This window comes from Bacillus sp. FSL K6-3459, from assembly GCF_038003305.1.
Classification (GTDB): Bacteria; Bacillota; Bacilli; order Bacillales; family Bacillaceae; genus Bacillus; species Bacillus pumilus_O.
The window spans coordinates 2,123,479-2,149,555 of the sequence record NZ_JBBOOW010000001.1 but is presented as its reverse complement, the minus strand read 5'-3'; the positions used below and the strand labels follow the sequence as shown (position 1 = coordinate 2,149,555).

The following is a 26,077-nucleotide window of genomic DNA, read 5'->3' as shown; positions in this document are numbered from 1 at the left end:
TTTTTTTGATATTTATAATGACTCTCTTTTTCAGGTAGTGGTAAAATGGTGAAGAAAAACAAATGACGAATGAAACTATGAAGAATACGGGAGGCACAATCAAAGATGAGCGGTTTTACAGCGTTAAGTGAAGCAGAATTAAATGACCTATATGCAGCACTACAAGATGAGTACGAAACGTATAAAAGTAAAAACTTACACTTAGACATGTCTAGAGGAAAACCTTCACCAAAACAGCTCGATTTGTCTATGGGCATGCTCGATGTCGTCACATCAAAGGATGCGATGACTGCTGAAGATGGCACAGATGTGCGTAACTATGGCGGTTTGACAGGGCTTCCTGAAACGAAGACATTTTTTGCAGATGTGCTCAATCTAAAGCCAGAACAAATCATCATCGGCGGTAATTCCAGCCTTAATATGATGCACGATACCATTGCCCGTGCCATGACCCACGGCGTATATGATAGCAAAACACCTTGGGGAAAGCTGCCAAAGGTAAAATTCCTTGCACCAAGCCCAGGATATGACCGTCACTTTTCCATTTGTGAGCTATTTAACATAGAGATGATCACGGTAGATATGAAAGCTGATGGACCCGATATGGATCAGGTCGAAAAATTGGTCGCAGAGGACGAAGCGATTAAAGGCATTTGGTGTGTACCAAAATATAGCAACCCAGATGGCATTACGTATTCAGATGAGGTGGTTGACCGCCTTGCTTCAATGAAAACAAAAGCAGACGACTTCCGCATTTTTTGGGATGATGCATACGCAGTACATCACCTAACTGATACGCCTGATACGTTAAAAGATATTTTTCAAGCAGTAGAGGAAGCAGGGCACCCTCATCGTGTGTTTATGTTTGCGTCTACTTCTAAAATTACATTCCCAGGCTCTGGTATTGCACTCATGGCATCAAGCCCGGATAATGTGAGCTTCACTCAAAAACAATTATCGATTCAAACGATTGGACCAGACAAAATCAATCAATTAAGACACCTTCGTTTCTTCAAGAATCCAGAAGGCTTGAAGGAACATATGAGAAAACATGCAGCGATCATTAAGCCAAAGTTTGACCTTGTTCTTTCCATTCTTGATGAAACACTTGGCGGGAAGAACATTGCAGAATGGCACAAGCCAAATGGCGGATATTTTATTAGTTTAAATACGCTCGATCATTGTGCAAAAGCTGTTGTGCAAAAGGCAAAAGAAGCAGGTGTGACCATGACAGGTGCAGGCGCGACTTATCCTTATGGAAAAGACCCGCTTGATCGTAACATTCGCATTGCGCCAACGTTCCCATCACTTGAAGAACTAGAGCAAGCGATTGACATCTTTACTTTATGTGTTCAGCTTGTCAGCATTGAAAAGCTGCTGTCTAAAAAAAGCCAGTCAGCTCCAACGGTATAAAGAAAAAAACTCCTTGACGCATCACTAGTCAAGGAGTTTTTTGTTTTTAATTGGCTGTTTGATAATAGGAAACAGGTTGTTTGGTTGCGCACCATACATCATAGATCGCAAGCTGTACAATATGCGGTTCATCAAGATGAATATAGTGAGAGCTGTTCTGTGCTTGAATCCATCCGCTTTGGGATGACAAAGACAGCATCCGTTTATGAAGTCTGAGCCAAGCCTCGTGTGCTGGATGAAACAACCGGTTCTTACCTGATGAAATCACAAGGAGCGGCATCATTCCATAATGAGTTTGTTCCTCTTTCATTGTGCATAGCATTTGCTGAAAGTCCTCGTGGGTACATTCTGCTGTAAATTGTGCCATGTATGAGGTGCGTTCTTCTTTTGATAAAAGCGGGAGGATGACCTGCTCTTGTTCCTCACTTGCTGGGTCTAACAGCACCATTCCAATGACGTCATCTCCTCTGCGGCTTGCCCATAACCGGCCGACAAGTGAGCCAAATGAGTGAGCTACAATGAGAAAGGGCGGCTGAATATTGGCTTCTTCTAGTAGCATATCTAAATCATCTGCTAGATCATGTAATGTTCTTCCTTCACTGCTGTCACTGCTTTTTCCATTTCCTAATCGATCATATAAGAAAACCCCAAGCTCAGGATCAATATCATGGGCCATATTCGACCACGTATCACCGGAAATGCCGTAGCCTGCTTCAAAGATAATGGTGGCTTGCCTTTTGCCCTGACGATGTTTTGTATAAAAATGGTGTCCATCTATATGATACATTCTTTCAATCATTGCCGAGTTCATTATTCCATCTCCTCTAAGTGGTTCTTTAGCTAAAAGACGGCACAAAAGGCAGAGATGTTTCTCTTAAAAACAAAAAAGATGCCTATTTTAAAAAATAGACACCTTTTTCCTATGCACTTTTACCAAGCGCGGTCATATTGACGCGGGCCTTCGATGGATGTACGAAGCTCTTCAGCAGCTGTTTTTGGAAAGTATGGATCCCGTAAAAATTCTCTGCCTATAAAAATTAAGTCTGCACGCTGATTTCGTAGAATCTCCTCTGCCTGTACACCAGATGTGATCAGTCCGACAGCACCTGTTTGAATACCGGCACCTTCTTTGATCTTTTCTGCGAAGGTCACTTGGTAGCCAGGGAATGTGCTGATTCTCGCCTGTACGACAGCGCCTGAGCTGACATCGATTAAGTCGACACCTTGTTCCTTCAGCCATGTGGCAATGCCAATGTAATCGGCAATGTCAAGTCCTTTTGTCGTGTAGTCAGAAGCCGACACACGGACAAATAATGGTCCGTCCCATACTTCATTGACTGCATCGACAACTTCTCTTAAGAAACGGTAACGGTTCTCTGGTGAACCGCCATAATCATCTGTTCGATGATTTGCTAGCGGTGAAAGAAATTCATTAATCAAATAGCCATGCGCACCATGAATTTCAATGATGTCAAAGCCGGCCTTTTTTGCCCGGACAGCTGCATCTTGAAACGCCTGAACGGTATCTTTGATTTGATCGACAGACATCTGGACAGGGGTTTTTGACTGTTCATCAAATGGAATGCTGGATGGTGCCAGAATGTCACCATCTAGTTCAGCTTTACGTCCTGCATGAGCCAGCTGGATGGCTGTCTTGGTTCCGTATGCTTTGATTTGTTCGGTTAATGAAGCGAAGCCTTCAATATGCTCATCACTCCAAATCCCGAGATCTTGATCACTAATTCTTCCCTCGGGTGAAACGGCACTTGCCTCCACCATGATCAGGCCAGCTTGACCTTGGGCACGGGAAATATAATGTGTATAGTGGAAAGGCTGTAATTTTCCATCATGATCATAGGATGAATACATACACATCGGGGACATCACGATGCGGTTTTTCAGCGTCACACCTTTTAATGTCCAAGGTGAAAAGAGTTTTGATTCCAAATACCTTCGCCTCCTCATAGAATTGTATAGCCGATTATAACAGCCATTCAAACTTTCGTCATAAAAGGTGCTCAAAGAATATAGCTTTTATACACGTTTTTGTATAATGAAGAAATAGAGACAACAAAGGGGGAGAACGAATGAAATGGCAAACAGAGAGTGAACGAAAGGAACTGCTCACAGCTCTAATGCAGTACGAAAGCATATCGGGTACAACTGGAGAAGTGGCATTAGCTGAATATTTATATTATTTACTGAGGGAGCGGCCTTATTACAAGCAGAATCCTGATCATTTGGCTCTGCATCCGATGAAAGATGGCCGGTATTATTTAACGGCGCTTGTAAAGCGTAGTTCTCTTTCTCGTACCGTTTTGCTGCTCAGTCATTTCGATGTCGTCGATACAGAAGATTACGGTGAATTTCAAAACATGGCATGCAAGCCAGAGGAGTTAATGGCGTCATTTTCTCAAAAAAGTGCGCTTCTTCCAAAAAGAGCAAGAGAAGATCTAGCTTCAGGTGACTGGTTGTTTGGAAGAGGTGCCATGGATATGAAGGCAGGGCTTACTGTACAGCTGTCTATGCTGGAAAGAGCGATGGCAGAGACATTTGATGGAAATGTGCTACTCGTCACAGTGCCGGATGAAGAAGTGAATTCTCAAGGAATGCTTGAAGCTGTTCCAAAACTAAAAGAGCTTAAAGAAAAGCACAATCTTGATTATACCGCGTGCTTAAACAGTGAGCCTATGTTTGAAAAATATCCAGGTGATGAACATTATTATATGTATACAGGCAGTATCGGGAAGGTGCTGGCTGGATTTTTCTGCAAAGGAATTGAAACACATGTAGGGGAGCCGTTCTCAGGCTTAAATGCGAATTTTATGGTCTCTGAATTAAATCGGTTGTTAGAGCTGAATAGTGATTACTGTGAGGAAGTAGACGGTGAAGTCACGCCGCCTCCAACCAACTTAATGCAAAAGGATTTAAAAGAAGCCTATTCCGTTCAAACACCTCACACAGCTGTTTCTTTATTTAATGTGCTGATGATGAATCGTTCAAGTGAAGAACTGCACGGGCTTCTTTATGATACGGCGAAACAAGCAGCAGACCAAATCGAAGCTGATCTCAAACAAAAAACAGCAGAATTTCAGCGCTTTAAATCTTTTACACCGATAGATACGAAGATTACTGTTCTCACGTATTATGAGCTGTATCAAAAAGCTGCTGAACGCTCAAGTAAACAGGAGGTTGAACGCATTGTGAACTATGCGTTCGCCAATCGAGGTGAGCTTGGAGACCGTGATTTTTCAACCAAAATCGTCTCTGAGCTGACGACGCTTTGTAAGGAAGAAGGGCCGCTCATTGTTCTATTTTATAGTCCACCATTTTATCCAGCGGTTTCCTCAACGGAAGATCCGCATATTCAAGCGACCTTAAAGAGGGTTCAAATAGAGGCAAAGAAGAGTTATGGGCTTGAAATAGAAGAAGTGAAATATTTTCCAGGATTGTCTGATTTAAGTTACTTACAGCTCGAAAAACAGGACGTAGGGCATTACACGACCAATATGCCGCTTTACCAGAAAGGCTATTCTTTACCAGAAGGAGAAAAGGAAGCACTTTACGTTCCAGTCATCAACGTGGGTCCATTAGGTAAGGACCCGCACAAATGGACAGAGCGCCTGCACATTCCGTTCTCATTCGGCATTTTGCCAGAATTACTAGAATCAGCGATTCATGCTTTGTTAGAGAAAAAGTAAGTCTTGTTTATGTATGAGGTTTCTAGAGTCTTTGAAAGCTTATGTGCTTTTGAGTGAAGGATGTAGAGTAAATGAAGGTTAATGAGAAAAGAAGAAGGGGGGAGAATGTTTTATTACTTTAAAATAGTAAGGGGAGCCATAGGCTCCCAGTTAGAATTATACTCGTCTACCCTCATAATGAGCTGTCCAAGTTCCATCAGAATTTTTAGTGATGCCTTTTATATACCACTTAATCCCATCTTGTTCAAACGAATTGGCAAAAATACCAGTAGAGTTGGTAATATCCCATGTGTAAAGTTGAGCTTTAAAATCACTTGTTACACGGACATCCTCTGCATTAGAATGTGCACTTGTAGCAAATGCCGGTGCTGCGGAAAAAAGTAAAGCGAGTGACAATGCGGATCCAGTAAGAACCTTAACTAATTTCATTTAAAACACTCCTCTTCCTCATTTTTATGGTACATATAAGTAATTCAATAAAAGGTAATATATCCCTTGTTAATATTTGTTAATTTTTTGTGACAAATCATTTATTATATAAAAATAAAAAGCACCTGTCATCAAAACAGGTGCTTTTCTCTATCATTTATACGTGTTTGCTGAAAACATTTCGTTTAATTCTGCTGCGCGTTTTGTTGCGGTTTTGACACAATCGACAACTGCTTCTTCAAATTGATAGGCAGCAAGTGTGTTCAGGCCGGCTTCTGTCGTTCCGCCTTCACTTGTGATTTCTTTGCGCAGTTCAGCAGGTTCTTTACCGCTGCTTTGAAGCATGTTTGCGGCGCCCGCAATCATTTGGCAGATGAGCAGCTTCGCAGTTGCTTGGTCCATCCCAAGTTCCGAAGCGCCACGCTCCATTCCTTCAATCAAATGATAAATAAAGGCTGGGCCGCTTCCTGCAATAGCCGTAACAGCATTTAGCTGTGATTCATCTAATACCGTCACATGACCGATCGTTTCAAACAGCTCGATTGCTTTTTTCTTTTGATCCTCTGTCACTTCTTGACTAACGGCAATGCCTGTTGCTGATTGCTGAATGGCCGCAGATGTATTTGGCATCGCGCGAACCACTGCAGTCTTCTCGCCAGCATAGTGTTGAATCGTTTCGATGGAGATGCCCGCTAAAATCGAAATGATCAGCTGCCCTTGTAAATGAGGCCGCACTTCAGATATCCCGTTTTCCGCATCTTTCGGTTTTAAAGCAAATACGAGAATATCGGCTTCTTCATAAATAAAAGAACGAGAGAAATCCGTTTTCACCCCATAACGCACCTTTAATTCTTCTAGCCGTTTTTCATTTGTTTTGTTTGTGACAATCATATCTTCATTTGACATGATGCCGCTTTTTAATAAACCTTTTATCATAGACTCTGCCATTGAGCCTGCACCAATAAATCCAATTTTACTCATAAGCTGCTCCTCCTTGTAGAAAATAAAAAAACCTCTCGCCTGAAAAGGACGAAAGGTTTTTCGCGGTACCCCCCCTCAATTAGCATGCAAATATGCATACTCAGCTCTAGTCCCTTAACGCGGGAAACGTTTAGGTTTGCCTAACAGCTCAAAGGGCAGGTTCAGCAAATAAGAGGATGGTGAGGTCTTACAGCCGGTGGACCTCACTCTCTTACATCATTATTTTGCTTACTAATCCTTGTCATCACGCATCTTATATTTGTTGTTCATTATGCAACGATGGACAAGTTTGTGTCAATAGGGACAGATAAAAAAATTGACCGCCTAAACCGCATGACAGTCTGCCCTTTGCAGGATACAATGAATAAAGAAGACGTAGATACAATGAATCATGAGTCAAAAATCAGGAGATGACATAAAAAAGTGAAAGAAGACATCATTCAATTATCCATCCCGACACCATTCGCTGTGGGGGATGTACATGCATATATTTTAAAAGGTGAAGCTGTGACCTTAGTGGACTGCGGGCCGATGACAGAAGAGGCGGAGCACGCCTTTGTCACGCAATTACATGAGCATCGTTTATCAATTGACGATATTGATCAAGTGGTGTTGACCCATCATCATGCAGATCATGTCGGTCTTTTAAATCTGATGAAACCTCATGTCCGTGTGATTGGACATGAGTTAAATGAGCCGTATATTAGCCAAGACCCTGCGTTTAAAGAGCGTCAAATTGCTTTTACGAAACACCTTTTTCAACAATTAGGTGTGCCGCTTCGCCCTGATGAGTGTGAAAGAATCGTGAAGCAATCTTATACATATTCCTGTACTGCACATGTTGATGATGTCATCAAAGAAGGCGATCGATTGAAAGGGCATGAACATTTTTTCGTGATGGAAACACCGGGTCATGCACAATCTCATCTTTCCTTTTTAGATGAAACAACGGGTCATTTCATTGGTGGAGACTTGCTTTTGACGACCATTTCCTCAAACCCGTTAATGGAAGCGCCGTTTGAAGGGGAGGAACGCCAAAAATCGCTGCTTCAATATAAAGCATCACTTAATCGATTACTTCATCTACCCATCAAGACGATTTATCCAGGACACGGGAAACTCATCACGTCTCATCATGAATTAATCGAAGAAAGATTTAAGAAACAAGAAAAACGGGCAAATACGATGTATCAGCTGCTCAAACGAAAAGAAATGACTGCTTTTCATCTTTGCCGCAAGCTATTTCCAGTGCTTTACGAAGAGGCCTTATTTTTAACGTTGTCAGAGACAGTTGGGCAGCTTGATGTCCTCTTAGAAGCTGGACAAATTGAAGAAGTTCAAAAAGATGGAATTCTCTATTACAGGGTAAACTAAGGAGTGAAACGCATGGGGCGATTAACAGGAAAGAGAATATGGATTACAGGCGCATCTGGTGGCATTGGTGAAAAAATGGCGTACTTGGCAGCAGAAGAAGGCGCAGAGATTATTATTTCAGCAAGACGTATTGAAAAGTTAACGGATGTAAAAGAAAAGATTACGAATGCTGGCGGGGTGTGTCACATCGTGGAGCTAGATGTCAGCCATCTTGAGGACATTGATCGCGCATATGAAGAAGTGGGGGCAGTTGATATTTTGGTGAACAATGCCGGTTTTGGTGCGTTTGACCTCGTTGAAGATGCATCCATTGAGGAAATGGTGTCGATGTTTGAAGTAAACGTGTTTGGTTTAATCGCCTGCACGAAAAAGGTCATCCCAGAGATGAAACAAAGAGGACATGGACATATTATCAATATTGCCTCCCAGGCAGGAAAGATTGCCACCCCGAAATCAGCCATTTATTCCGCATCGAAGCATGCTGTCCTTGGCTTTTCAAACAGTCTCAGAATGGAGCTGTCAGACATCGGCATTCACGTCACGACAGTGAATCCAGGCCCGATTGCCACTGACTTCTTTACCATCGCCGATCGCAGCGGTGAATATGTGAAGAATGTGGAATTCATGATGCTTAGTGCGGACAAAGTGGCTGGGAAGGTCGTATCCGCTATGATGACGAAAAAAAGAGAGATTAATCTGCCTGGATGGATGAACGCTGGCAGTAAATTGTATCAATTATTCCCATTTTTATTTGAAAAAGCAGCACGCAAAGCGATGATGAAAAAATAACAAAAAAGAAACCGGTTGTGAACTGGTTTCTTTTTTTGAACTAAGCCGCTATTGTGACCGTCTTTTTAACTCCGCCTTGCTGCTTGTTGAAGCGGGTCCCACACACTGTTAAAAGGCGGTGCATAGCTAAGATCTAAATCTTCAAGATCTGTTATGGTTAACTGCTGGTAAAGAGCAGTTGCCATCACATCGATCCGTTTATCTACACTGCTTTTTCCGATGATTTGGGCACCGAGCAAGGTGTAGTCATCACTTCTGTAAATCAGTTTGATTTTCATTTTCTGCGCATCTGGATAATATCCAGCGTGATCCGTACTGTCAATGGTGATGGTGGAAAAAGGAATATCAGCAGCTTGTGCTTCCTTTTCAGATAAACCCGTTCGTCCTGCTGTCATGCTCATAAATTTCATGACGGCCGTTCCAGTCACCCCTTGAAACGCCCGATTTGTTCCCGTCATATGAAAACCAGCGATTCTTCCCTGTTTATTCGCCGTTGTGCCGAGCGGAATATAATCGAGTGATTGTTTGATGCGGTGATAAGTGGCTGCGCAATCCCCGGCAGCATAGATGTCTTTTACATTGGTTTGCATGTATTCATTTACAACAATGGCGCCATTTGAAAGACGTTTGATTCCTGTTTTGTCTAAAAAGGATGTTTGCGGAGTGACGCCGATGGCCATGATGACCATATCAGTTTTTATGGTTTGTTTGTCTGTTTGAACTGCTGTGACATGTGACTTGCCCTCTAATGTCTGCACGGTTTCCCCGAGTGTCACGTGAATACCCTCGGCATTCGCCTCTTCTTTCAGGTGCTTTGCCATATCGGGGTCAAAGCCCGGACCAAGCGTTGAACCCCGCTGAATGATATGTACCTTTTTCCCCAGCGCTTTTAAATTTTCAGCCATCTCTAAACCGATATATCCACCGCCAATGATCGTGACATGTGTGATATTTTGTTTTAAGTGATTTAAAATGGACAGCGCATGCGGAATGGTTTTTAATACGTGTACGCCTTCTAGCGGCTGATTATTTAAATTCAGTGTGACTGGGCTTGCTCCTGTGGCAATTAAGAGGCGGTCATAGCTTTCGGTAAAGGGTTCTTTTGTTTTTGTATGAGACCCTGACACCGTTTTTTGCTTTGGGTCAATGGAGGTCACTTCGTGTAAGCATCTAGCATCAATTCCGTATTTGTCGCGAAACGTTTCAGCGCTGCGTGCAATCAGCTTGCTGTGATGATCAATGAGACCGCCAATCAAGTAGGGAAGGCCGCACTGTCCATATGAAAAAATCTCTCCTTTTTCAAAAGCGACAATATGTGCATCTGGGTCCTCTCGATATATTTGCATCGCACAGCTCATTCCTGCTGCATCTCCGCCAATGATCACATATTTCATTTGGTTGCTCCCTTCTATTTATCGAACTGAATACTCTTATTTACCCTCATTTTCCTTTTTTTAATGCTTTTTTTCGCAAAAGAAGGAAACTTTAGTGGAAAAATAAAGACAGCGCCTTCATTTTAAGCTACAATCGGATTATCGTCTTTTTGGTTACGAGTTTAGTGAAGATTGGTGGGAAAGACTTTGAGTGATGCGCGACTAGATTTTAATACTTTATATACACGTCATACAAGAGAGGCTTGGTCTGCTCTTGGAGAATATATGCCGGTATCTGTTTCAGAAGAGGAAGCAAGAGCACTTCAAGGATTAAATGACTATTTATCGCTTGAAGAAGTTCAAGATATTTACATACCACTTATTCGTTTTCTGACATTGCATGTCTTTGCAGAAAAACAAAAAAATCAGCATGTGAATGCCTTTTTAAATTACCCGCATCATGCGAAAATTCCTTTTCTAATTGGGATTGCGGGAAGTGTGGCTGTCGGGAAAAGCACAACGGCCCGTATCATTGAAACGCTGTTATCGAGGCTTGGAGACGGGCTAAAAGTGAGTCTTGTGACAACGGATGGCTTTTTGTATCCTCAAAAAGAATTAAAGGATCGAGGCCTCATGGAAAAGAAAGGCTTCCCGGAAAGCTATGATGTCAAAGCCTTGTTGTCTTTTTTAAACGAATTAAAATCAGGGAAACAAACTGTGCATGCCCCGGTCTATTCGCATTTGACCTATGACCGGCTTGAAGGGGTGTATGAAACGGTGGAGGATGCCGATATTGTCATTATTGAAGGAATCAATGTGCTGCAATCCCCAGCGCTGGATGATCTGAAGGATGAACCGCGTGTGTTTGTATCAGATTTCTTTGATTTTTCGATTTATGTAGATGCGGCTGAATCGCAAATTCAATCGTGGTATAAAGAACGGTTCCGTTTGCTGAGGGAAACAGCTTTCCAAGACCCTGAATCCTTCTTTCATCAATACAAAGATTTGACGGATGAACAGGCAGATCACATGGCAAGCACCATTTGGAATACAGTCAATCGCCCTAATTTATATCAAAATATTTTACCGACAAAATATCGAGCTGATCTCATTTTGAAAAAAGGTGATCGGCATAAGGTGGAAGAGATTGCTATCCGCCGAGTATAAAGAAAAACCGCTCATACGAGAGCGGTTTTTTTAATGACCTCCACTTACTTTCACAGCGACCGTAGCCGCGGATCGTTTTTTCAGGCGGTAGTATCCAATAAGTAGGAACGGAACACCCGCGATCGTGATGATCGACAAGACTGAAAAAATGGAGAAGGGATGGGCTGCGCCAAAATAGTCAATGCACAGTCCGCCGACAAATGGCCCGATGACGCTACCGAGCTGAGAAAATCCCATCGCGCCAAAGTACGATCCCTTTACTTCGGGCTTTGCCACATTGTCTACAAAAAGGTCCATCATCGCAAACAGCAGAACCTCTCCAATTGTAAACACGACAATGATGAAAGCAAGCATGCCGAGACTCTGTGAAAAAGCAATGGCAAACAAACTGCCGGCAAGAAGAACATTCCCAGTGGTGAGCGACAAAATGGTGGAGTAGCGCTTGGCGATCATGATGAGCGGATATTGTACAACAATGACAACAACTGCATTTAAAGATAAAAGGTATCCAAATAGCTTCGGGCCATCCTCAATCATAGGCGAAGCGGATAAATATTGAGGTAGCGTTGAGCTCAAATGCGAATACCCGAATGAACATAGGGTAACGCCGATGAGGATAATGCTAAAGACCGTATCTTTTTGGATAATGGAAAGCGCTTTTTTGACACCAATTTGTTTCGTGCTTTCTGGAGCAGCAACTGGATGCTTCTGAAATTGCCAGGCTAGCGTTAATCCGTATAACAAATAAATGAAGGCAGCGACGAGAAATGGAAAGGTTGTTTTCGATGACCCGAGATATAAGCCAAGTAGAGGACCGAAGATGACCCCTATGTTAATGGCTGTATATCGTAAATTAAACACAAACAACCGAATACTTGATGGAGTGACATCAGATAAGAGCGCCTTAGATGTTGGTTCAAACAGTGCTCGGCACAGTCCGTTTAAAGCGTTCATGATAAAGAAGACCCAAATGGCATCTGCAAATGCAAAGCCAACAAAGACAAGTGTCCAACCAAAGATTGATAGAAGCATGACCTTTTTTCTTCCGATACGATCAGAAATATATCCACCGTAAAAACTTGCAACGATCCCAATCAGAGAGCTAACGGCAATGATTAATCCAGCAGAAGAAGCTGAGGCGCCTTTGACTTGTGTTAAATAAACGGCCAAAAAAGGAATGCTCATGGACGTCGCCATTCGGCCAAATATGGTGCCGATGATGATCGTCCAACTAAGCGGATGTAGCGTACGTAAGTTATTTTTCATGCTGTTTCTCCCCTGAGTTTGTAAGATGTTCCAATCATACATGAAAAATTGTGCAAATTAAATACACAATTTGATGGAGAGGACATCCGCCATATGGCAGAGAGGCTTGATTGGCTCGTATTTGAAAGAGACGTGCTTTTTTCTGACGGTGCTTTTATCACACTGATTCGCGCGGTCATTTGCCCTCATTTAATCAAGGTCGATCGCGACGATTTGTTGCAAGGACAGGTTGAGAACATCTTCATCATTGACGATTTTTATGCGTTGCATTTCATAATGAATGGCTTTTACCCAGCCCCAAAACTGCTCTTTCCTACCTGCTGCGGCATATGTTACGCAAATCGCTTGATCCTCGGTAATCGACTGTGTGATCAAAAAATTCATTTCCTCCAGTTGATCGGTGCTCAGCGGGGGAGGGGTGTATTCTTTTTTCTGCCGTTTTTGAGCAAGCAGCTGCTCCCGGTGCTCTGGAAGCATCATTCGGCTTGATTCCCACATGAGGTTGTGTCCAGGTGTTAATTTATTGGGATTCATGGCTGTTCGCCTCCGTTATTTGTAATGTCCGCCAATTTTTTCGGCGCGGTGATACGCCTGCCCTGCGCTTGTCAGTGACGAAGCATGCAGCAAGGCAGCAGGTCCATACTTTATGTGGATCATATCAAATACTTTGCTGAGTTTGTCTTTTTGAACATGATGATCAAATAAATTTAGCTGATACTGGCTGTCAGGCTGCAGCTGTGAGAGAGTAATACCGACACTCCGAATGGGCTGACCATCCCAGTGCTGCTGACATAGCTGAATAGCTGCCTCTGCAATATCTGTCCCGTACTGTGTAGGTGAATGAAGCTTGATTTGTCTATGAAATCCAGTCGGGTGAGAAAAATCAGCGCCTCTCACGCCAACAGACACTGTTTGACCAAGATAATGCTTAAAGCGTGCACGTCTTGCCACTTCTTCGCTCAATTCAAGAAGAGCGACTTTGATGTCCTCAAAAGACGCATAATCATGGGGGAGAGTCATATGATGTCCCACCGCTTTTTGCTCATTATGTGTGTGTACGGTGACCGGAGAGGGATCATGCCCTAATGCTGTTCGCTGCAAAAGTTCTCCGTTGATTCCCCAGCGTTTTTTAAGCCGATCTAACGGATAAGTAGCAAGCGTTCCGATGGTACTAATGCCCATTCGTTTTAAATGGTGCTCCATTCGTTTGCCAACGCCAAATAATTTTCCAATCGGAAGCGGCCATAAATCAGCCGAAACACTGTCTGCGCGAAGTTCATAGATGCCAGATGCGTTTTTTTTAGCAAAATGGTCACAAGCCATTTTGGCGAGCACTTTATTAGGACCGATGCCAACACGTGCGTAAATACCCGTCTGATTCATAATGGTTGTTTGTATATTTTGAGCGATCTCACGGGGAGAACCAAGTAGTGTCAGACTGCCTGTAATATCGAGAAATTGTTCATCAATTGAATATGGTTCGACAAGATCTGTGTATTGTTCAAGTAGCTCTGTGATCATGACAGAAATATCAAGATAACGCTGCATCCGAGGGCGTACGACGACAGCCTCGGGGCATTTCTCCTGTGCTTCCCATAATCTTGATGCATTTTGTACGCCCCGTTTTTTAGCAAGCGGGCAGGCGGCAAGTACGACCCCGCTCCGCCGCTCAGGATCTCCAGAGACGATGAGCGGCACATCCTTCAAGTGGGGAGCCTCCACTTTTTCGACTGACGCATAAAACGATTGCATATCCACAAGCAGAATGGCTCGTTCATTCATTATTTTCACCTCTTAGAACGTATGTTCTGTTCTTATTTTAACCGTCAGGAGGCGAAATTGATACTGGTAAATCATTCAAAGAAAAGAGTGTAAAACCATACAAAAAAGACGAAGTGGAAAACACTTCGTCTCATTTGATACAACATATTTTAAGCATGTGCTAAATTGTAAGATGTTTGGAGCGGCTCAGAACGCAAACGATAGGCCGTCAGTTTTTTCTTAGGCTTATGAGTAAATTGCCGAACCACATCTACGTGGTCATCGTAATGATACAGATAAAGGGTCACATCATGCTTACCAAGCTTTGTTTGCATAGTAAGCGGCGCAGGCCCTTCCTGCGGATGAAGAAAACGCTCCTCATCACCAGGATAAATATAATAGCGTTCAATAAAGATCGCATCATTAAAATGTTGAATAATGTCAGATGCTTGTTGATCATCGAGCGGACGATCCTCAAACATGATCGTTGTTTGATCACTTGTTACTTTTGCATGCACTGCATAACGACTAAAAAGGCGTTCCACAACACCAGAAGGCAGCGAAGTGACAAGAAGCTTTAAGAGACTAAACACAACAAGTGAAGTAACAATCCAAACCAATATCATCATCTCCAATAAACATTTGTTACATTCCTATATGAACCATCTTAACATACCAAAAGAATGAAACTTTCGCACAAAAAGTGAACTTTTTGAAATAAGTGTGAAGATTTAAAAGGAGATGACGGTGAAAGAACGAAATCAACAAAGCTGAAAGAAAAAAGGCAGGCACGTAATCTTTACAAATAATTCATCGGGCAGGTAGACTATTGAAACAACAGGTTTTTATAAAAAAGAGAGAGGTAAGCCAAAATGAAAAGGGGCGAGGTCATCATGATACGTCAAGTGAAGCCGTCAGATTTTTATGCCGTCACATCCGTCATCCAAAGCTGGTGGGGAGGTAGGGATTTGCGCGCAAAATTGCCGAAACTATTTTTTGAACATTTTCAGCAAACAAGTTTTGTCGTCGTCGAAAAAGGGGAACTGATTGGCTTTTTAGTCGGTTTTTTATCGCAATCTCATTCAGATGAAGCGTATATTCACTTTGTTGGGGTACATCCTGATCACCGGAAATTAAAGATCGGCAAAATCCTCTATCAAGCGTTTTATGAAGCGGCTCAAAAGGAAGGGAGAACAACAATTAAAGCTGTCACAGCTCCTGTTAATAGAGTCTCCATTGCTTACCATACAAAACTTGGTTTTCAAATCGAAAAGGGAGATAAAACAGTGGACGGCATTTCAGTTTTTTCAGATTACGACGGCATTCATGAAGACCGTGTGTTATTTGTGAAAAAGCTGGAGGAAAAGGTATGATCATTCGGCTCAATCAACAAAACAAAGAGCAAGCAAAACAAATTTTACATATCCAACTTGCCGCATATCAGCGCGAGGCAGAACAAATTGGCTATCAAGATTTACCACCCTTAAAACAAACGGTCAAAGACATTATGAAAACAGATGAAAAGTTCATAGGGTTTGAGACAGAAGGACAGTTGTTAGGAATCGCTTCATATGAAATGCATGAGGACCGGATTGTCCTCAGCCGATTGGCTGTGCACCCTCATCATGTCCATCAAGGAATCGGAACAAAGCTGATGCAATTCATTATCAATCATCAACTACCAATCGAGCTCACTACGGCGGAAGCGAATACCCCAGCGATTCAGCTCTATGAAAAGCTAGGGTTTCAACAGACGGATCGTTTACAAGTAGAAAACAATCTGATCTTAACCAAAATGGAACGGTCGATGCTTCGAAAGGTAAAAGTGATTAAATATCAAACGAGCTGGCCAGACGAATGTCGCCGTGAGCTTGCCAAGCTGAAAGAGGTGGTGGGCAGTAACTGGGTCGATGGTCACCACATTGGCAGTACGTCAATCAAAGGTATGGCCGCCAAGCCGATCATTGATATCCTGCTAGAAGTGAAACATATTAGTGATTTAGATGAGTGTAACCATCTGTTTCGTCAGCTTGGATATGAACCACTAGGAGAATATGGACTTCAAGGAAGACGTTTTTTTAGAAAAGGCGGTTTGAATCGATCACATCACGTTCACGCCTATGAAACTGGTCATAATGATGTGAAAAGACATTTGGTGTTTCGTGATTATTTAAAAGCAGCACCTGAGCGTGCCAAAGCTTATGCAGATAAAAAGCGCCAATTGGCAAAAGCCCATCCGGAAGATATGGAAAATTATATCAATGGAAAAGATGCCATTATTAAAGAGATTGAACAAGAGGCATACAAATGGTCAAAGCAGTTGAAAGACAAAGGACGGGACAAGTAAAGGGTTATTACATAGAACAAGGTATTTTGGCAATGAGCCTGGCAAGGGGATGAACGTGTTTAATTGATGGTTGGTATGTTACAATGGAACAATCAACGAAAAAAGGATGTTCGGCATGTATATTCATATAACAGAACCAGCAGCAGCGTTCCTTACAAAACGACAAGCAGAGCATGAAACGAAAGAACTGCTTCTTCGCTATGATTCAGATGGATGCGGCTGTGCGGTAAGCGGTGTCCCCATGATTTGGCTCATAGGTGAAAGAACGGGTGAGTGGGAACAGCTCAAGCATAATCAGCCATTTAAACTGTATATACACACAGCACAAAAGGTCTTTTTTGACGAGGAAATGACCATTGATTTTAATGAAAAAGCCAACACACTCATGCTGAAAAGCCCTCAACAAATACTCAGCCCGAGAATGGGTATACTTGTAAAGTAAGGTGGAAATGTAGTGGATCAAAAGCTAAAAGTGATACAAAACACGGCACAAAATAAGACATGGGTGTCGTTTTTAAATAACAATCATCCCTATACCCTTTTGCACTGGTCAATAGGTGGAATGGATTCGGTGAAAAAGGATGTTTGGCTTCTTCAAGATGAAGTCACTTTTGAAACGGAAGAATTTCCAACGCTCGAATTAGCTGTCAATTGGATTAAAGAGAATATGGAACAGGTAACAGATGTATTATAAAAGCCCTTTTTGACAAAAGGGTTTTTTTTCGTGCCTTCATCATCTCATCAAGCAACTGAGAATGTCTAATTTGAAAAATGATCTTTTGCAAGGCAAATAACCCGTTTTATAACAACCAAATCGACAAAATGAGAAAAATAGAAATGAAAAAAACGTGGATATAAATGCCGAAAAATAGGCAATGGAAGCGGTTATTGCGGGATACCGCAAACTTTGCGAAAAATGACATTTCATATTTCTTCCATTCGAGGAAATATGATAGAATACAACATGTATCGTATATGAGAAGGGAGGTGCTAAAGTGAATTGAAGCTCAAGCTGTCATCGCCTCAGGTTGGAATTAAAATAAACGAATGGTATAGGCAGATTTGCGGATTTCATGTCATGAAAGCAGAGAAGCTGAAGGCCGAGATCGAGCAGGAAATTCTGGAGATGGAGCAAGATCAAAACTTGCTGCTGTTTTACCAGCTGATGGATTTTCGCCATAAGGTGATGCTTGAATATTTTGAACCAGCAAAGAAAGCCTCAAATGATGAAGAAATTAAAAACCTGCTAGAAACGATCGAACATTCGCAAACGAAATTAACGGACATGCTTGAATACTATGTTCATTTTTTCACAGGAATGTTTGAGTTTGAACAGCAAAACTATTTAAGTGCCATTGCCTATTACCGTTCAGCAGAAAAAAAGCTCAATCTCATATCAGATGATATAGAAAGAGCAGAATTTTACTTTAAATTAGCTGAAATATACTACCACATGAAACAAACCCACTTTTCGATGCACTATGCCTTGCAAGCGTTAGATACGTACTCTGCCTACAGAACGTACACGCTGAGAATCATCCACTGTGAATTTGTCATCGGTGCAAACTATGATGATTTGAAATGCTATGAACATGCATTGCCCTACTTTAAAAATGCTCTAAATCGAGCACGCTCAATTGGAAACCCTCGAGTCATAGGTTCGGCCCTTTTCAACTTAGGTAACTGTTATTACCAAATGAACGACCTTGCGGAAGCAAGCCGTTATCTGAAAGACTCTCTTGAAGTGTTTGAAAAGGAGAATTTAACCCATCTTAATCGCTCTCTAGACCCACTATTTATGCTCACCCAAATCCTGTTTAAACAAAAACAAATAGAAGAGTCATTAACCCTCTATCAAAAAGGTATTATGAAAGCCTGTGAATTAGAAGATGAAATTTACATTTGCAAATTTCAGTTCTTAAAAGCCTTATACGTTGATGCAGAAATAGCGATCATAGACGATACGTTAGACCTGCTCGAGGACAAGCGCTTATACCCAGACATTGAGGAATTGGCACTTGATGCGGCTCATTATTACAATGAGCTTGGACTGTATGAAGCATCGACACGGTTTTATGAAAGGAAGATTCAAGCCATATCAAAAATTCAAAATGGGGGTCATTTATATGAAAACGAGTTTGATAGTTCTTTTATTGGCAGCAACTGCAGGATTATCGGTCATGAGTCAGCAACAATCGGAAGAGAGCCATATGGAACTGGCGGGCAGACACCATACAACAGTGGTGACTATCGTATAAGTTAACTAAAAAAGAGGAGACGAACCGCTGTTCATTCTCCTCTTTTATCTTCATTCAAATCAAATGGTTGTAGGAATGCTTGAACTTCTTGTTCATAAGCTTCTTTATTTTCGCTAAAAGACATCGCATGAGCCCCGTGCGGCGCTATAAATAGTTGTTTTTCACCTTTTTTTCGAGTATATAGCTGCTGACTCTGCTCGCATGGAATATAGTCATCGTGAAGGCTATGGATAAAAAGTACAGGTTCTCTCACCTGATCGATCACATCAAGCGGTGACACTTGCCGAATGCTGTATCCATCACGCCATTTTAACACGCGATCACTTAGTGGAAGAATCCATCTCCCTGAAAGACGAAAATCTGTTTTTAATCGATAGAGAAGCTGATCCTCAAAAGAAGCAAAAGGACAGTCAGCGATGTAAAAATTGGCGCTTGCTTCCGGCTTTGCAGCATATAACAAAGTCGTGACTGCCCCCATTGATTCTCCGTGTATACCGATAATAGCATTTTCCCCGAGTCTTTGTCTGAGCCACTTCACGACCTGCGCTAAATCTTCTTTTTCGTAGTATCCATAACTCGTGGTTTTTCCGCCGCTCATTCCATGTCTTCTATGATCATAAAGCATCACATTCCATCCAAGGGTTTGGAATAATTTCATATACTTAACGGAATTGATTAAACTGACTGTGACGCCATGACAAAGTACGATGGTGCGTGTCGTATGCGGATGTGAGTGCGGCACAAAATAGCCATGGAGATCATAACCAAATGCTGAAGGAATACACACTTTCTCTTTTTTAAGCTGTTGAAACTCTTCATGATGATAATGCCCTTCATCTGATTCTCGTTTGATGAGCTCTTCATCTGTTAATTTTCGAATATACATCATTTTATTGGTGAAAAAAATGCCGATTGCAATGAGCGGACATAATATGAAGGCAAGTATAGCGATCCATTTTTTCATCTAGCTGCCTCTTCCTTTCCGAGGTTTTTCTTATGACGATCATACCACATGTTGGGAGAATGGCGTGACTCTTGCTCAGGAAATAAAACGGATGATACACTTAGAGGCAAAAGGAGAGAGGCACAATGAAAAAGAACAATGATCAAGCGAAATTAAAGGACGGCATAAACGAGGATCTCAAAAAGCAGCTCCTTCAAATGAAGCAGAATCTGGCCGCCGAGACAGAAAAAAGAGAAGAACAAAAACGGCAAGACCTCCTTCGGCAGCAGAAAGAAAGAGAAAAAAACAAAAGCTTCTCCGAGTTGCTAGATGAAAGTCATTTGGACTGGAGAAAATATAAAAGCTAAAAAAAGGGGGCACTGTTGCTTCTTTTTTTTATGTCATCATGGTCATGGAAATTGACCAACACACAAGTGCTTCTGCTCATTCTATTCTTACTTCATTTCGACCCCATGTGACAATATGAATTATCACTAAATTCCACCAACAGTTTATACAAAAGGAAAGGCTAGTATGATTCAATATTGTTCCTTTTTATAACAAATATAGTATTTAAGTCCCTTTTCTTAGGAGGTCGTAATACTTATAATGAAGATGAATTACAATATTTGGGATTGGAGATGATTTACATCAAATTGAGAAAAATTATGGCTGGAGTCACTCTATCTTTAGGATTGCTTTTACCTGTTTCTGGACAAGCTCTTGCTACAAATGATTTAACGAATGCAGATTTTCGTACAAATGCTACTTCAATTGTAGATTGTTCTGTCACTCCTTTTAAAGGCGCAAGTAATCGATTATGTATGTATTCGGATAATGGTTCTTTTGCAAATAGTTTCAGTCGTTTTGGTACGACATTTTATCTTAAAGGCAAATCTGGAAATTATGCATATTACGAAAGTGCAAGATAAGACAAAGGGGCTTTTAGCCCCTTCACTTGTAGAGAAACTCATGTTTTTCTACAGGCTTTTTTATTTTCATCGTAATTATGATGGATGAGATTTAATGAAAAAGGCCTCCCACACACCTAGCCTAGCTTCGCTAGGTGTGTGGCAATCTTTTTCATGTTCTGGCACGCAGCTGTGAGGAGAACTTGCTCACTCACATTTTGTTTCCCCCTTAACCGGCAGTAGCGAAGCCCATGCAGTTGTTTTGAATCTGCAAAGCTTCGCTCTATTTTTTCTTTTCTTTTTTTATATAGCTCTTTTCCAGAAACAGTTAGACGATTCTGTCTGATCTTTTCTTTATGTTCTTCCCATATGTGTCTTGAGATGACTCTTTGATGATTTTTCGACCTTGTGCATCTTTCAAGGAAAGGACACGATGCACATTTTTTAGGATCTGATTTGTAGAATCGATAACCTTTTCGATCTGTTGTCGTATATAAAAGCTTCTCACCTTTTGGGCATATGTAATGATCATTTTCAGAATCATACTGAAATTTCCACTTCTCAAATAATCCTCTTGTTGGATGAAAACGTCTATGGGCAATGACACCAAAAATATGTCGATCAGATAAACCTTTACAAATTGGTGTTGTCAAATAACCTGAATCAAGCGCAACAGCTTCTACTTGAAAACCAAATCGTGCGATTTGGTGATCTAACCGATCAAGATATGGAACAGAATCATGGACATTTCCAGGCGTGACATGAGCATCGGTGATGATATTATACTTCATATCTGTTGTCCGGTGGTCTAGGTAGAAAAAGCCTTCAGGCTTGTTTTCGCGATATAGATAGCCACTTTCAGGATCAGTCATACTTTGACGAATGTCTTTTTCTGTTTTCACCTCCTCTTTTACCTTTAAGGGCTTTTTTCCATGTGCCACCCGATCTTCTTGGACTGCTTCTTCTAAATCATTGATATAGTTCTGGGTATCTTGTTCAATCGTTTTTCTCGTATATTTATGTTTATTAGCATTGGCTTTAAGATGAGTTGAATCAGTAAAAAGAACGCGACCTCCTACCATATCATGATTGATAGCTTGAAGCACAATCTCATCGAAAATGTCTTGAAAAATCGTTGTATTTTTAAATCGAGTACGACGATTCCAACTAATAGTGGAGTGATGGGGAACGGGATCATTGATGTTCAAACCTAAAAACCATCTATACGCCATGTTATAGTAAATTTCTTTTTCGAGTTGTCTTTCAGAACGGATACCGTAAAGGTATCCGATAAACATCATTTTGAACAAAATAAGCGGATCAAGAGAAGGACGACCTTTATTCTCACTATAATAGGGTTTTACTTTATCTACGATAAATGAAAAATCAATGTACTGATCAATTTTACGAAGCAGGTGATCCTCTTCGACCAGTTGATCTAGCAATACAAATTCGGCTTCGTGCTGAGAAGAATTTCTAGTGTGGAACATGAGAAAAACACCTTCCTTTAGAATGCTTTTCTCTATTATAAAATGGAGTGGTGGAAAATTTAAGGGAAAAATAAAGCTGCCGAGATTTTCTCGACAGCAAGAAGGGGCTTTTAGCCCCTTCTTGCTTTTCCCATGTCTGTAGAATTTTTTGAAAAGAGTTCACTCATCATACATACGATAAAATAAAAAATTGTAGAAAAACATGAGTTTCTTTACAATCGCGAGAGATTACATACAGTGATCTCTTTTTTATCTTATTTAACCCGGTGCACCTCGTACACAGATGGCTTTGTATAGTAAGTCAATGCTTTTACTTCTTGGTCACTTAAAGAACGTGCATTGGCCGCTGCCGCATTTTCTTTTAATTGTTCCACCGAGCTTGCGCCAAATACAACGGAACTGACGGCAGAATTCTTAAGCAAATATTGAATGGACAGCTCTGTGAGTGATAGGTCATAAGCGACTTTCTTTAAAGAAGGAATGACCTGCTCTAGCTCGTCAAATGAATATTGAAGATAGCCGTTTTTTTGAATCGAGGCACTTGCTTGCGAAAGTGGTTTTTCAGTTAAAAGCCCTTTTGCTAAAGGTCCTCTGGCCACGACACTAATGCTTTGTTCCTCAAGAAGAGAGAACCATTCCTCTGGACGGCGGTCGAGTAAACTATATTGCATCATGACACTAACGATATTCGATTTTTTGGCGTATTCTTTAATAACGTTTGGACGGATAGAAGAAATGCCATAATAGCGAATAACGCCTTCTTCCACTAATTCTTCAAAAGCCTCAATCGTCTCATCAATAGGATCATCAATCGTGCCTCCGTGCAGTTGGTATAAATCAATATAATCTGTTTGCAGGCGCTTGAGGCTTTGTTTTACGGCTTCTTTTATGTATGCCTTTGAAGGGTCCCAGTCCCAGCCGGATTTTCCTTTTTCAAAGCGGTTGCCGCCTTTTGTGGCCAAAATTAAATCTTGTCGTCTGTTTTTAATCGCTTCCCCGACAATTTCCTCATTTGTCCCAAAATCATATAAATCGGCTGTATCCAAATAGTTAATTCCAAGATCAATGGCTTCATCTAATAAGGAGAGCGCTTTTCCTTTTTCTGTTCCAAGGGACATACATCCTAGAGCCGCTTCGCTCACCAAAAGATCTGATGTACCAATTCGTCTTTTTTTCAATTTCATCACACTCCTATCCTTTCACATTAAGTGAAAAAAATCTGAAATTCAAGCTAGTTGACTTCAAGTGGCGCATTAAAGCAAGTGTCCGCATTTCGCTTCTCTTAAATCATCTATGTTAAAATGAATGAAGTAAAAAGTGAAAGTAGAACGAGGAGCTGACAAAATTGAAGGACTTTGAAGAAAAAACATTATCGACCAAAGAATTATACAACGGAAAAATCATTGATTTGGTTCTTGAAGATGTAGAATTGCCAAACGGAAAACAAGGCAAACGCGAAATCATCAAACATCCTGGTGCAGTAGCCGTCATTGCTCGGACAGACGAAAATAAAATCATCTTGGTCAAGCAATACCGTAAAGCACTAGAGAGAGCCATCGTTGAAATTCCGGCTGGTAAATTAGAGCCAGGGGAAGAGCCAGCACATACAGCACTGCGAGAACTAGAAGAAGAAACAGGATACACCACGCAGAAGCTTCAAAAGCTGACGGCTTTTTATACATCACCAGGTTTTGCAGATGAAATTGTCCATATGTATCTTGCAGATCAGCTAATTCCGCTTGAAGAAAAAAGAGAGCTGGATGAAGACGAATTTGTTGAAGTGATGGAAGTTTCATTAGAAGAAGCCTTGCACCTCATTGAAAAGCAGCATATTTATGATGCAAAAACAGCATATGCCATTCAGTACTTACAACTGCAAGAGGTACTTAAGTCAACAAAATGAGGGAGTTTTTTGCAGACATCCATATTCATATTGGCAGAACAAGAACAGGTAGAGCTGTTAAAATTACAGGTGCAAGGTCACTGACCATTGACCAAATTCTCATTGAAGCAACGCAAAGTAAAGGGATGGGGATGATAGGTGTGATTGATGCACAATCTCCAGAAGTCCTAGAAGAATTAATAGAAGGTGTAGAGGAAGGCAAATATACTGAACTAAGTGATGGCGGTCTATCATTTGAACAGACGGTGCTGCTTTTAGGCAGTGAATTAGAAATTAACGATAATCATTCAAAAGGTCCGATTCACGTGCTTGCATTTATGCCCACACTGCGTAAAATGACTGAGTTTTCCGCATGGCTCGCGCTTCATATGAAAAATGTGCATTTGAGTTCACAGCGCCTCTATGTGGATGGGAAAACACTTCAGCATAAGGCCAAGGAGCTAGGAGGCTTATTCATTCCTGCTCATATTTTCACACCGCATAAAAGCTTATTTGGCAAAGGAGTCAGCACATCTTTAACGGAAGTATTCGATCCAGACCTCATTGATGCTGTTGAACTAGGACTTAGCTGCGATACGTCAATGGCGTCTCAGTTAAGCGAACTGAACCGTTATCCCTTTTTAACGAATTCAGACGCTCATTCTTTAGGAAAAATCGCGAGAGAATATACAAAAATCCGCATGGATCATGCCTCTTTTACCGAATTCAAACTAGCCCTTGAAGGGAAAGAGGGGAGAGCCATCACAGGAAATTATGGACTCGCCCCGCGGCTTGGGAAGTACTATCATACAACCTGCGAGAAGTGCGGAGTAAGACCTCGCGCGCTAGATCAAGAAAAGTGCCATGCATGCGGACATACCCGAATGACAAAAGGAGTGAGTGAGCGTTTAAAGGAGCTGGCTGATCAAGAAAGTGACAAAGGAACAAGACCTCCTTATGTTCATCAGCTTCCACTTCAATTTATTCCGGGTGTCGGAGCCAAAACGCTGGAGAAGCTAAAAGCCGTGTTTCACACAGAGATGAATATCCTTCATCAAGCAACAGAACAAGAACTAAAAGCTGTGCTGCCAGAAAAAACAGCCAATTACATCATCAAGGCAAGAAAAGGTGAAGTTGAACTGATCGCTGGCGGGGGCGGCGTGTACGGTAAGGTGGATATCAATCATGAATCAAGTTAACTGGACATGTGAAACATTTGAACAATTGTCAAAAGAGGATCTTTACCTGATCTTAATGGAAAGAGTCAATGTATTTGTTGTTGAACAAACATGCCCTTACCCTGAAATTGATCATCGGGACCAAGAAGCGCTTCACCTGATGGCAAAAGAGGACGGCACGATTGTGGCCTATTGCCGAATTTTCCAAAGCGGAATGATGTACGAAGAAGCGTCCATTGGCCGCGTTCTTGTGACGCAGGCAGGCCGAAAAAAAGGCTATGGAAAAATGCTGCTCAGCAAGGCTTTGGAAAAGCTGAGTGAATTAGGTGAAACCAGAGTCAAAATTCAGGCGCAAGCCTACTTGAAGTCGTTCTATGAATCCTTTGGTTTTAAGGCCGTTTCAGATTGTTACGATGAAGATGGGATTCCGCATCTTGATATGGTGAAAACAGAAAGATAGGCGTGTAGACGTCTATCTTTTTTATGTCATATCGTGTATCATAACGTCAACGAAAGGGGTTTTACCAAATGGGAAAAAGCAATGCAAAGAAAAAACGAGAACATCTTGAAAGGCAGCACAGCCGAAACCCGGAATTGTCGAGAGCGAACATGCCGCACTTTAGTACACATGAAAGAAAGACAAAAACAAAACAAGAAGCCTTGCAGCACATGATGAGAAAACATAAAAGAAGGAATGCTTATGATCACTATCAAGAGGATCATAAGCATTTTTATTTTGCTTTTTTGTGACAACTAGCTTAAATAAATGGAAAAATTTAAAAAAATAGGACAAACGATCGTTTCTTTTTGTCTA

At 41.4% G+C, this 26,077-nt stretch carries 28 protein-coding genes; 16 read left to right on the top strand and 12 right to left on the bottom strand.

The features are described 5' to 3' along the window. Window positions 1-105: 105 nt before the first annotated feature. A complete protein-coding gene (locus MHI35_RS10795) occupies window positions 106-1,413 on the top strand; it encodes an aminotransferase class I/II-fold pyridoxal phosphate-dependent enzyme (protein ID WP_335349515.1) in 1,308 nt (435 codons plus the stop codon). A 46-nt stretch (window positions 1,414-1,459) separates the two neighbouring features. On the opposite strand, the gene MHI35_RS10790 is transcribed toward MHI35_RS10795, so the two are convergent. Further along, entirely contained in the window at window positions 1,460-2,224 is a 765-nt protein-coding gene (locus tag MHI35_RS10790; RefSeq protein WP_335349514.1) for an alpha/beta fold hydrolase, read from the bottom strand. Between the two features lie 119 nt (window positions 2,225-2,343). Beyond that, the gene (namA, locus tag MHI35_RS10785) at window positions 2,344-3,360 is read right to left on the bottom strand and encodes an NADPH dehydrogenase NamA (RefSeq protein WP_144521107.1); all 1,017 of its coding nucleotides are present in this window, start codon (window positions 3,358-3,360) and stop codon (window positions 2,344-2,346) included. A gap of 140 nt (window positions 3,361-3,500) precedes the next feature. On the opposite strand from namA, the gene MHI35_RS10780 reads away from it, so the two are divergent. After that, window positions 3,501-5,114: a M20/M25/M40 family metallo-hydrolase gene (locus tag MHI35_RS10780; protein WP_335349513.1), complete on the top strand. Its 1,614-nt coding sequence runs from the start codon at window positions 3,501-3,503 to the stop codon at window positions 5,112-5,114. A gap of 156 nt (window positions 5,115-5,270) precedes the next feature. Here MHI35_RS10780 and MHI35_RS10775 read toward each other — a convergent pair whose 3' ends face one another. Then, window positions 5,271-5,543 (bottom strand): antimicrobial peptide LCI, encoded by a 273-nt coding sequence (locus MHI35_RS10775; RefSeq protein WP_012010478.1) that lies wholly within the window; start codon window positions 5,541-5,543, stop codon window positions 5,271-5,273. A 153-nt stretch (window positions 5,544-5,696) separates the two neighbouring features. Next, entirely contained in the window at window positions 5,697-6,524 is an 828-nt protein-coding gene (gene proC, locus MHI35_RS10770; RefSeq protein ID WP_335349512.1) for a pyrroline-5-carboxylate reductase, read from the bottom strand. A gap of 423 nt (window positions 6,525-6,947) precedes the next feature. On the opposite strand from proC, the gene MHI35_RS10765 reads away from it, so the two are divergent. Together MHI35_RS10765 and MHI35_RS10760 are read left to right on the top strand one after the other, a co-directional pair. Then, on the top strand, window positions 6,948-7,898 hold the full coding sequence (locus MHI35_RS10765; RefSeq protein WP_335349511.1) for an MBL fold metallo-hydrolase: 951 nt from the start codon (window positions 6,948-6,950) through the stop codon (window positions 7,896-7,898). A gap of 12 nt (window positions 7,899-7,910) precedes the next feature. Continuing rightward, a complete protein-coding gene (locus MHI35_RS10760; protein ID WP_335349510.1) occupies window positions 7,911-8,687 on the top strand; it encodes an SDR family NAD(P)-dependent oxidoreductase in 777 nt (258 codons plus the stop codon). A gap of 65 nt (window positions 8,688-8,752) precedes the next feature. On the opposite strand, the gene MHI35_RS10755 is transcribed toward MHI35_RS10760, so the two are convergent. After that, window positions 8,753-10,081, bottom strand: coding sequence for a CoA-disulfide reductase (locus MHI35_RS10755; RefSeq protein WP_335349509.1), 1,329 nt, complete (start codon window positions 10,079-10,081; stop codon window positions 8,753-8,755). 186 nt (window positions 10,082-10,267) lie between these two features. On the opposite strand from MHI35_RS10755, the gene coaA reads away from it, so the two are divergent. Continuing rightward, the gene (gene coaA / locus MHI35_RS10750; RefSeq protein ID WP_211064205.1) at window positions 10,268-11,227 is read left to right on the top strand and encodes a type I pantothenate kinase; all 960 of its coding nucleotides are present in this window, start codon (window positions 10,268-10,270) and stop codon (window positions 11,225-11,227) included. Between the two features lie 30 nt (window positions 11,228-11,257). Here the strand turns inward: coaA and MHI35_RS10745 are convergent, their stop codons facing one another. The 4 genes from MHI35_RS10745 to MHI35_RS10730 form a co-directional block, all read right to left on the bottom strand. Further along, window positions 11,258-12,493, bottom strand: coding sequence for an MDR family MFS transporter (locus MHI35_RS10745; protein WP_012010472.1), 1,236 nt, complete (start codon window positions 12,491-12,493; stop codon window positions 11,258-11,260). Window positions 12,494-12,682: 189 nt separating this feature from the next. Further along, the gene (locus MHI35_RS10740; protein WP_211064206.1) at window positions 12,683-13,027 is read right to left on the bottom strand and encodes a YolD-like family protein; all 345 of its coding nucleotides are present in this window, start codon (window positions 13,025-13,027) and stop codon (window positions 12,683-12,685) included. Between the two features lie 15 nt (window positions 13,028-13,042). Continuing rightward, window positions 13,043-14,275, bottom strand: a complete 1,233-nt coding sequence (locus tag MHI35_RS10735; RefSeq protein ID WP_211064207.1) for a DNA polymerase IV — start codon at window positions 14,273-14,275, stop codon at window positions 13,043-13,045. A gap of 149 nt (window positions 14,276-14,424) precedes the next feature. Further along, a complete protein-coding gene (locus tag MHI35_RS10730) occupies window positions 14,425-14,874 on the bottom strand; it encodes a YfmQ family protein (protein ID WP_012010469.1) in 450 nt (149 codons plus the stop codon). Between the two features lie 273 nt (window positions 14,875-15,147). On the opposite strand from MHI35_RS10730, the gene MHI35_RS10725 reads away from it, so the two are divergent. The 5 genes from MHI35_RS10725 (at window position 15,148) to MHI35_RS10705 (ending at window position 18,864) form a co-directional block, all read left to right on the top strand. Further along, window positions 15,148-15,627, top strand: coding sequence for a GNAT family N-acetyltransferase (locus MHI35_RS10725; protein ID WP_088000256.1), 480 nt, complete (start codon window positions 15,148-15,150; stop codon window positions 15,625-15,627). Continuing rightward, window positions 15,624-16,601 (top strand): GNAT family N-acetyltransferase, encoded by a 978-nt coding sequence (locus tag MHI35_RS10720; protein WP_335349508.1) that lies wholly within the window; start codon window positions 15,624-15,626, stop codon window positions 16,599-16,601. Before MHI35_RS10725 ends, MHI35_RS10720 begins: the two co-directional genes overlap by 4 nt. A gap of 115 nt (window positions 16,602-16,716) precedes the next feature. Further along, window positions 16,717-17,043: an iron-sulfur cluster biosynthesis family protein gene (locus MHI35_RS10715; protein WP_088000252.1), complete on the top strand. Its 327-nt coding sequence runs from the start codon at window positions 16,717-16,719 to the stop codon at window positions 17,041-17,043. Window positions 17,044-17,055: 12 nt separating this feature from the next. Further along, on the top strand, window positions 17,056-17,295 hold the full coding sequence (locus MHI35_RS10710) for a YqkC family protein (RefSeq protein ID WP_012010465.1): 240 nt from the start codon (window positions 17,056-17,058) through the stop codon (window positions 17,293-17,295). Between the two features lie 306 nt (window positions 17,296-17,601). Next, a complete protein-coding gene (locus MHI35_RS10705; protein ID WP_012010464.1) occupies window positions 17,602-18,864 on the top strand; it encodes a response regulator aspartate phosphatase in 1,263 nt (420 codons plus the stop codon). 26 nt (window positions 18,865-18,890) lie between these two features. Here the strand turns inward: MHI35_RS10705 and MHI35_RS10700 are convergent, their stop codons facing one another. Continuing rightward, entirely contained in the window at window positions 18,891-19,823 is a 933-nt protein-coding gene (locus MHI35_RS10700; protein ID WP_211064210.1) for an alpha/beta hydrolase, read from the bottom strand. A 125-nt stretch (window positions 19,824-19,948) separates the two neighbouring features. Here MHI35_RS10700 and MHI35_RS10695 point away from each other — a divergent pair, with 125 nt between their 5' ends. Beyond that, window positions 19,949-20,170: a YqkE family protein gene (locus MHI35_RS10695; RefSeq protein ID WP_335349507.1), complete on the top strand. Its 222-nt coding sequence runs from the start codon at window positions 19,949-19,951 to the stop codon at window positions 20,168-20,170. 300 nt (window positions 20,171-20,470) lie between these two features. Beyond that, complete coding sequence (locus MHI35_RS10690) at window positions 20,471-20,734, top strand: LCI fold-containing protein (protein ID WP_249407465.1); 264 nt, start codon at window positions 20,471-20,473, stop codon at window positions 20,732-20,734. Between the two features lie 116 nt (window positions 20,735-20,850). On the opposite strand, the gene MHI35_RS10685 is transcribed toward MHI35_RS10690, so the two are convergent. Next, a complete protein-coding gene (locus tag MHI35_RS10685; protein ID WP_172692994.1) occupies window positions 20,851-22,203 on the bottom strand; it encodes an IS1182 family transposase in 1,353 nt (450 codons plus the stop codon). Between the two features lie 254 nt (window positions 22,204-22,457). Continuing rightward, complete coding sequence (locus MHI35_RS10680; protein ID WP_335349782.1) at window positions 22,458-23,381, bottom strand: aldo/keto reductase; 924 nt, start codon at window positions 23,379-23,381, stop codon at window positions 22,458-22,460. Window positions 23,382-23,548: 167 nt separating this feature from the next. Between MHI35_RS10680 and MHI35_RS10675 the strand changes: the two genes are divergently transcribed. The 4 genes from MHI35_RS10675 to MHI35_RS10660 all read left to right on the top strand — a co-directional run bounded on the left by MHI35_RS10675 (window position 23,549) and on the right by MHI35_RS10660 (window position 26,013). After that, on the top strand, window positions 23,549-24,106 hold the full coding sequence (locus tag MHI35_RS10675; protein ID WP_012010458.1) for an NUDIX hydrolase: 558 nt from the start codon (window positions 23,549-23,551) through the stop codon (window positions 24,104-24,106). Further along, a complete protein-coding gene (locus tag MHI35_RS10670; protein WP_335349771.1) occupies window positions 24,103-25,284 on the top strand; it encodes a TIGR00375 family protein in 1,182 nt (393 codons plus the stop codon). The genes MHI35_RS10675 and MHI35_RS10670 overlap by 4 nt, the downstream gene beginning before the upstream one ends. Then, entirely contained in the window at window positions 25,271-25,723 is a 453-nt protein-coding gene (locus MHI35_RS10665; protein ID WP_211064215.1) for a GNAT family N-acetyltransferase, read from the top strand. Before MHI35_RS10670 ends, MHI35_RS10665 begins: the two co-directional genes overlap by 14 nt. A gap of 68 nt (window positions 25,724-25,791) precedes the next feature. Beyond that, window positions 25,792-26,013: a hypothetical protein gene (locus MHI35_RS10660; RefSeq protein ID WP_335349772.1), complete on the top strand. Its 222-nt coding sequence runs from the start codon at window positions 25,792-25,794 to the stop codon at window positions 26,011-26,013. The last annotated feature ends 64 nt before the right edge of the window (window positions 26,014-26,077 follow it).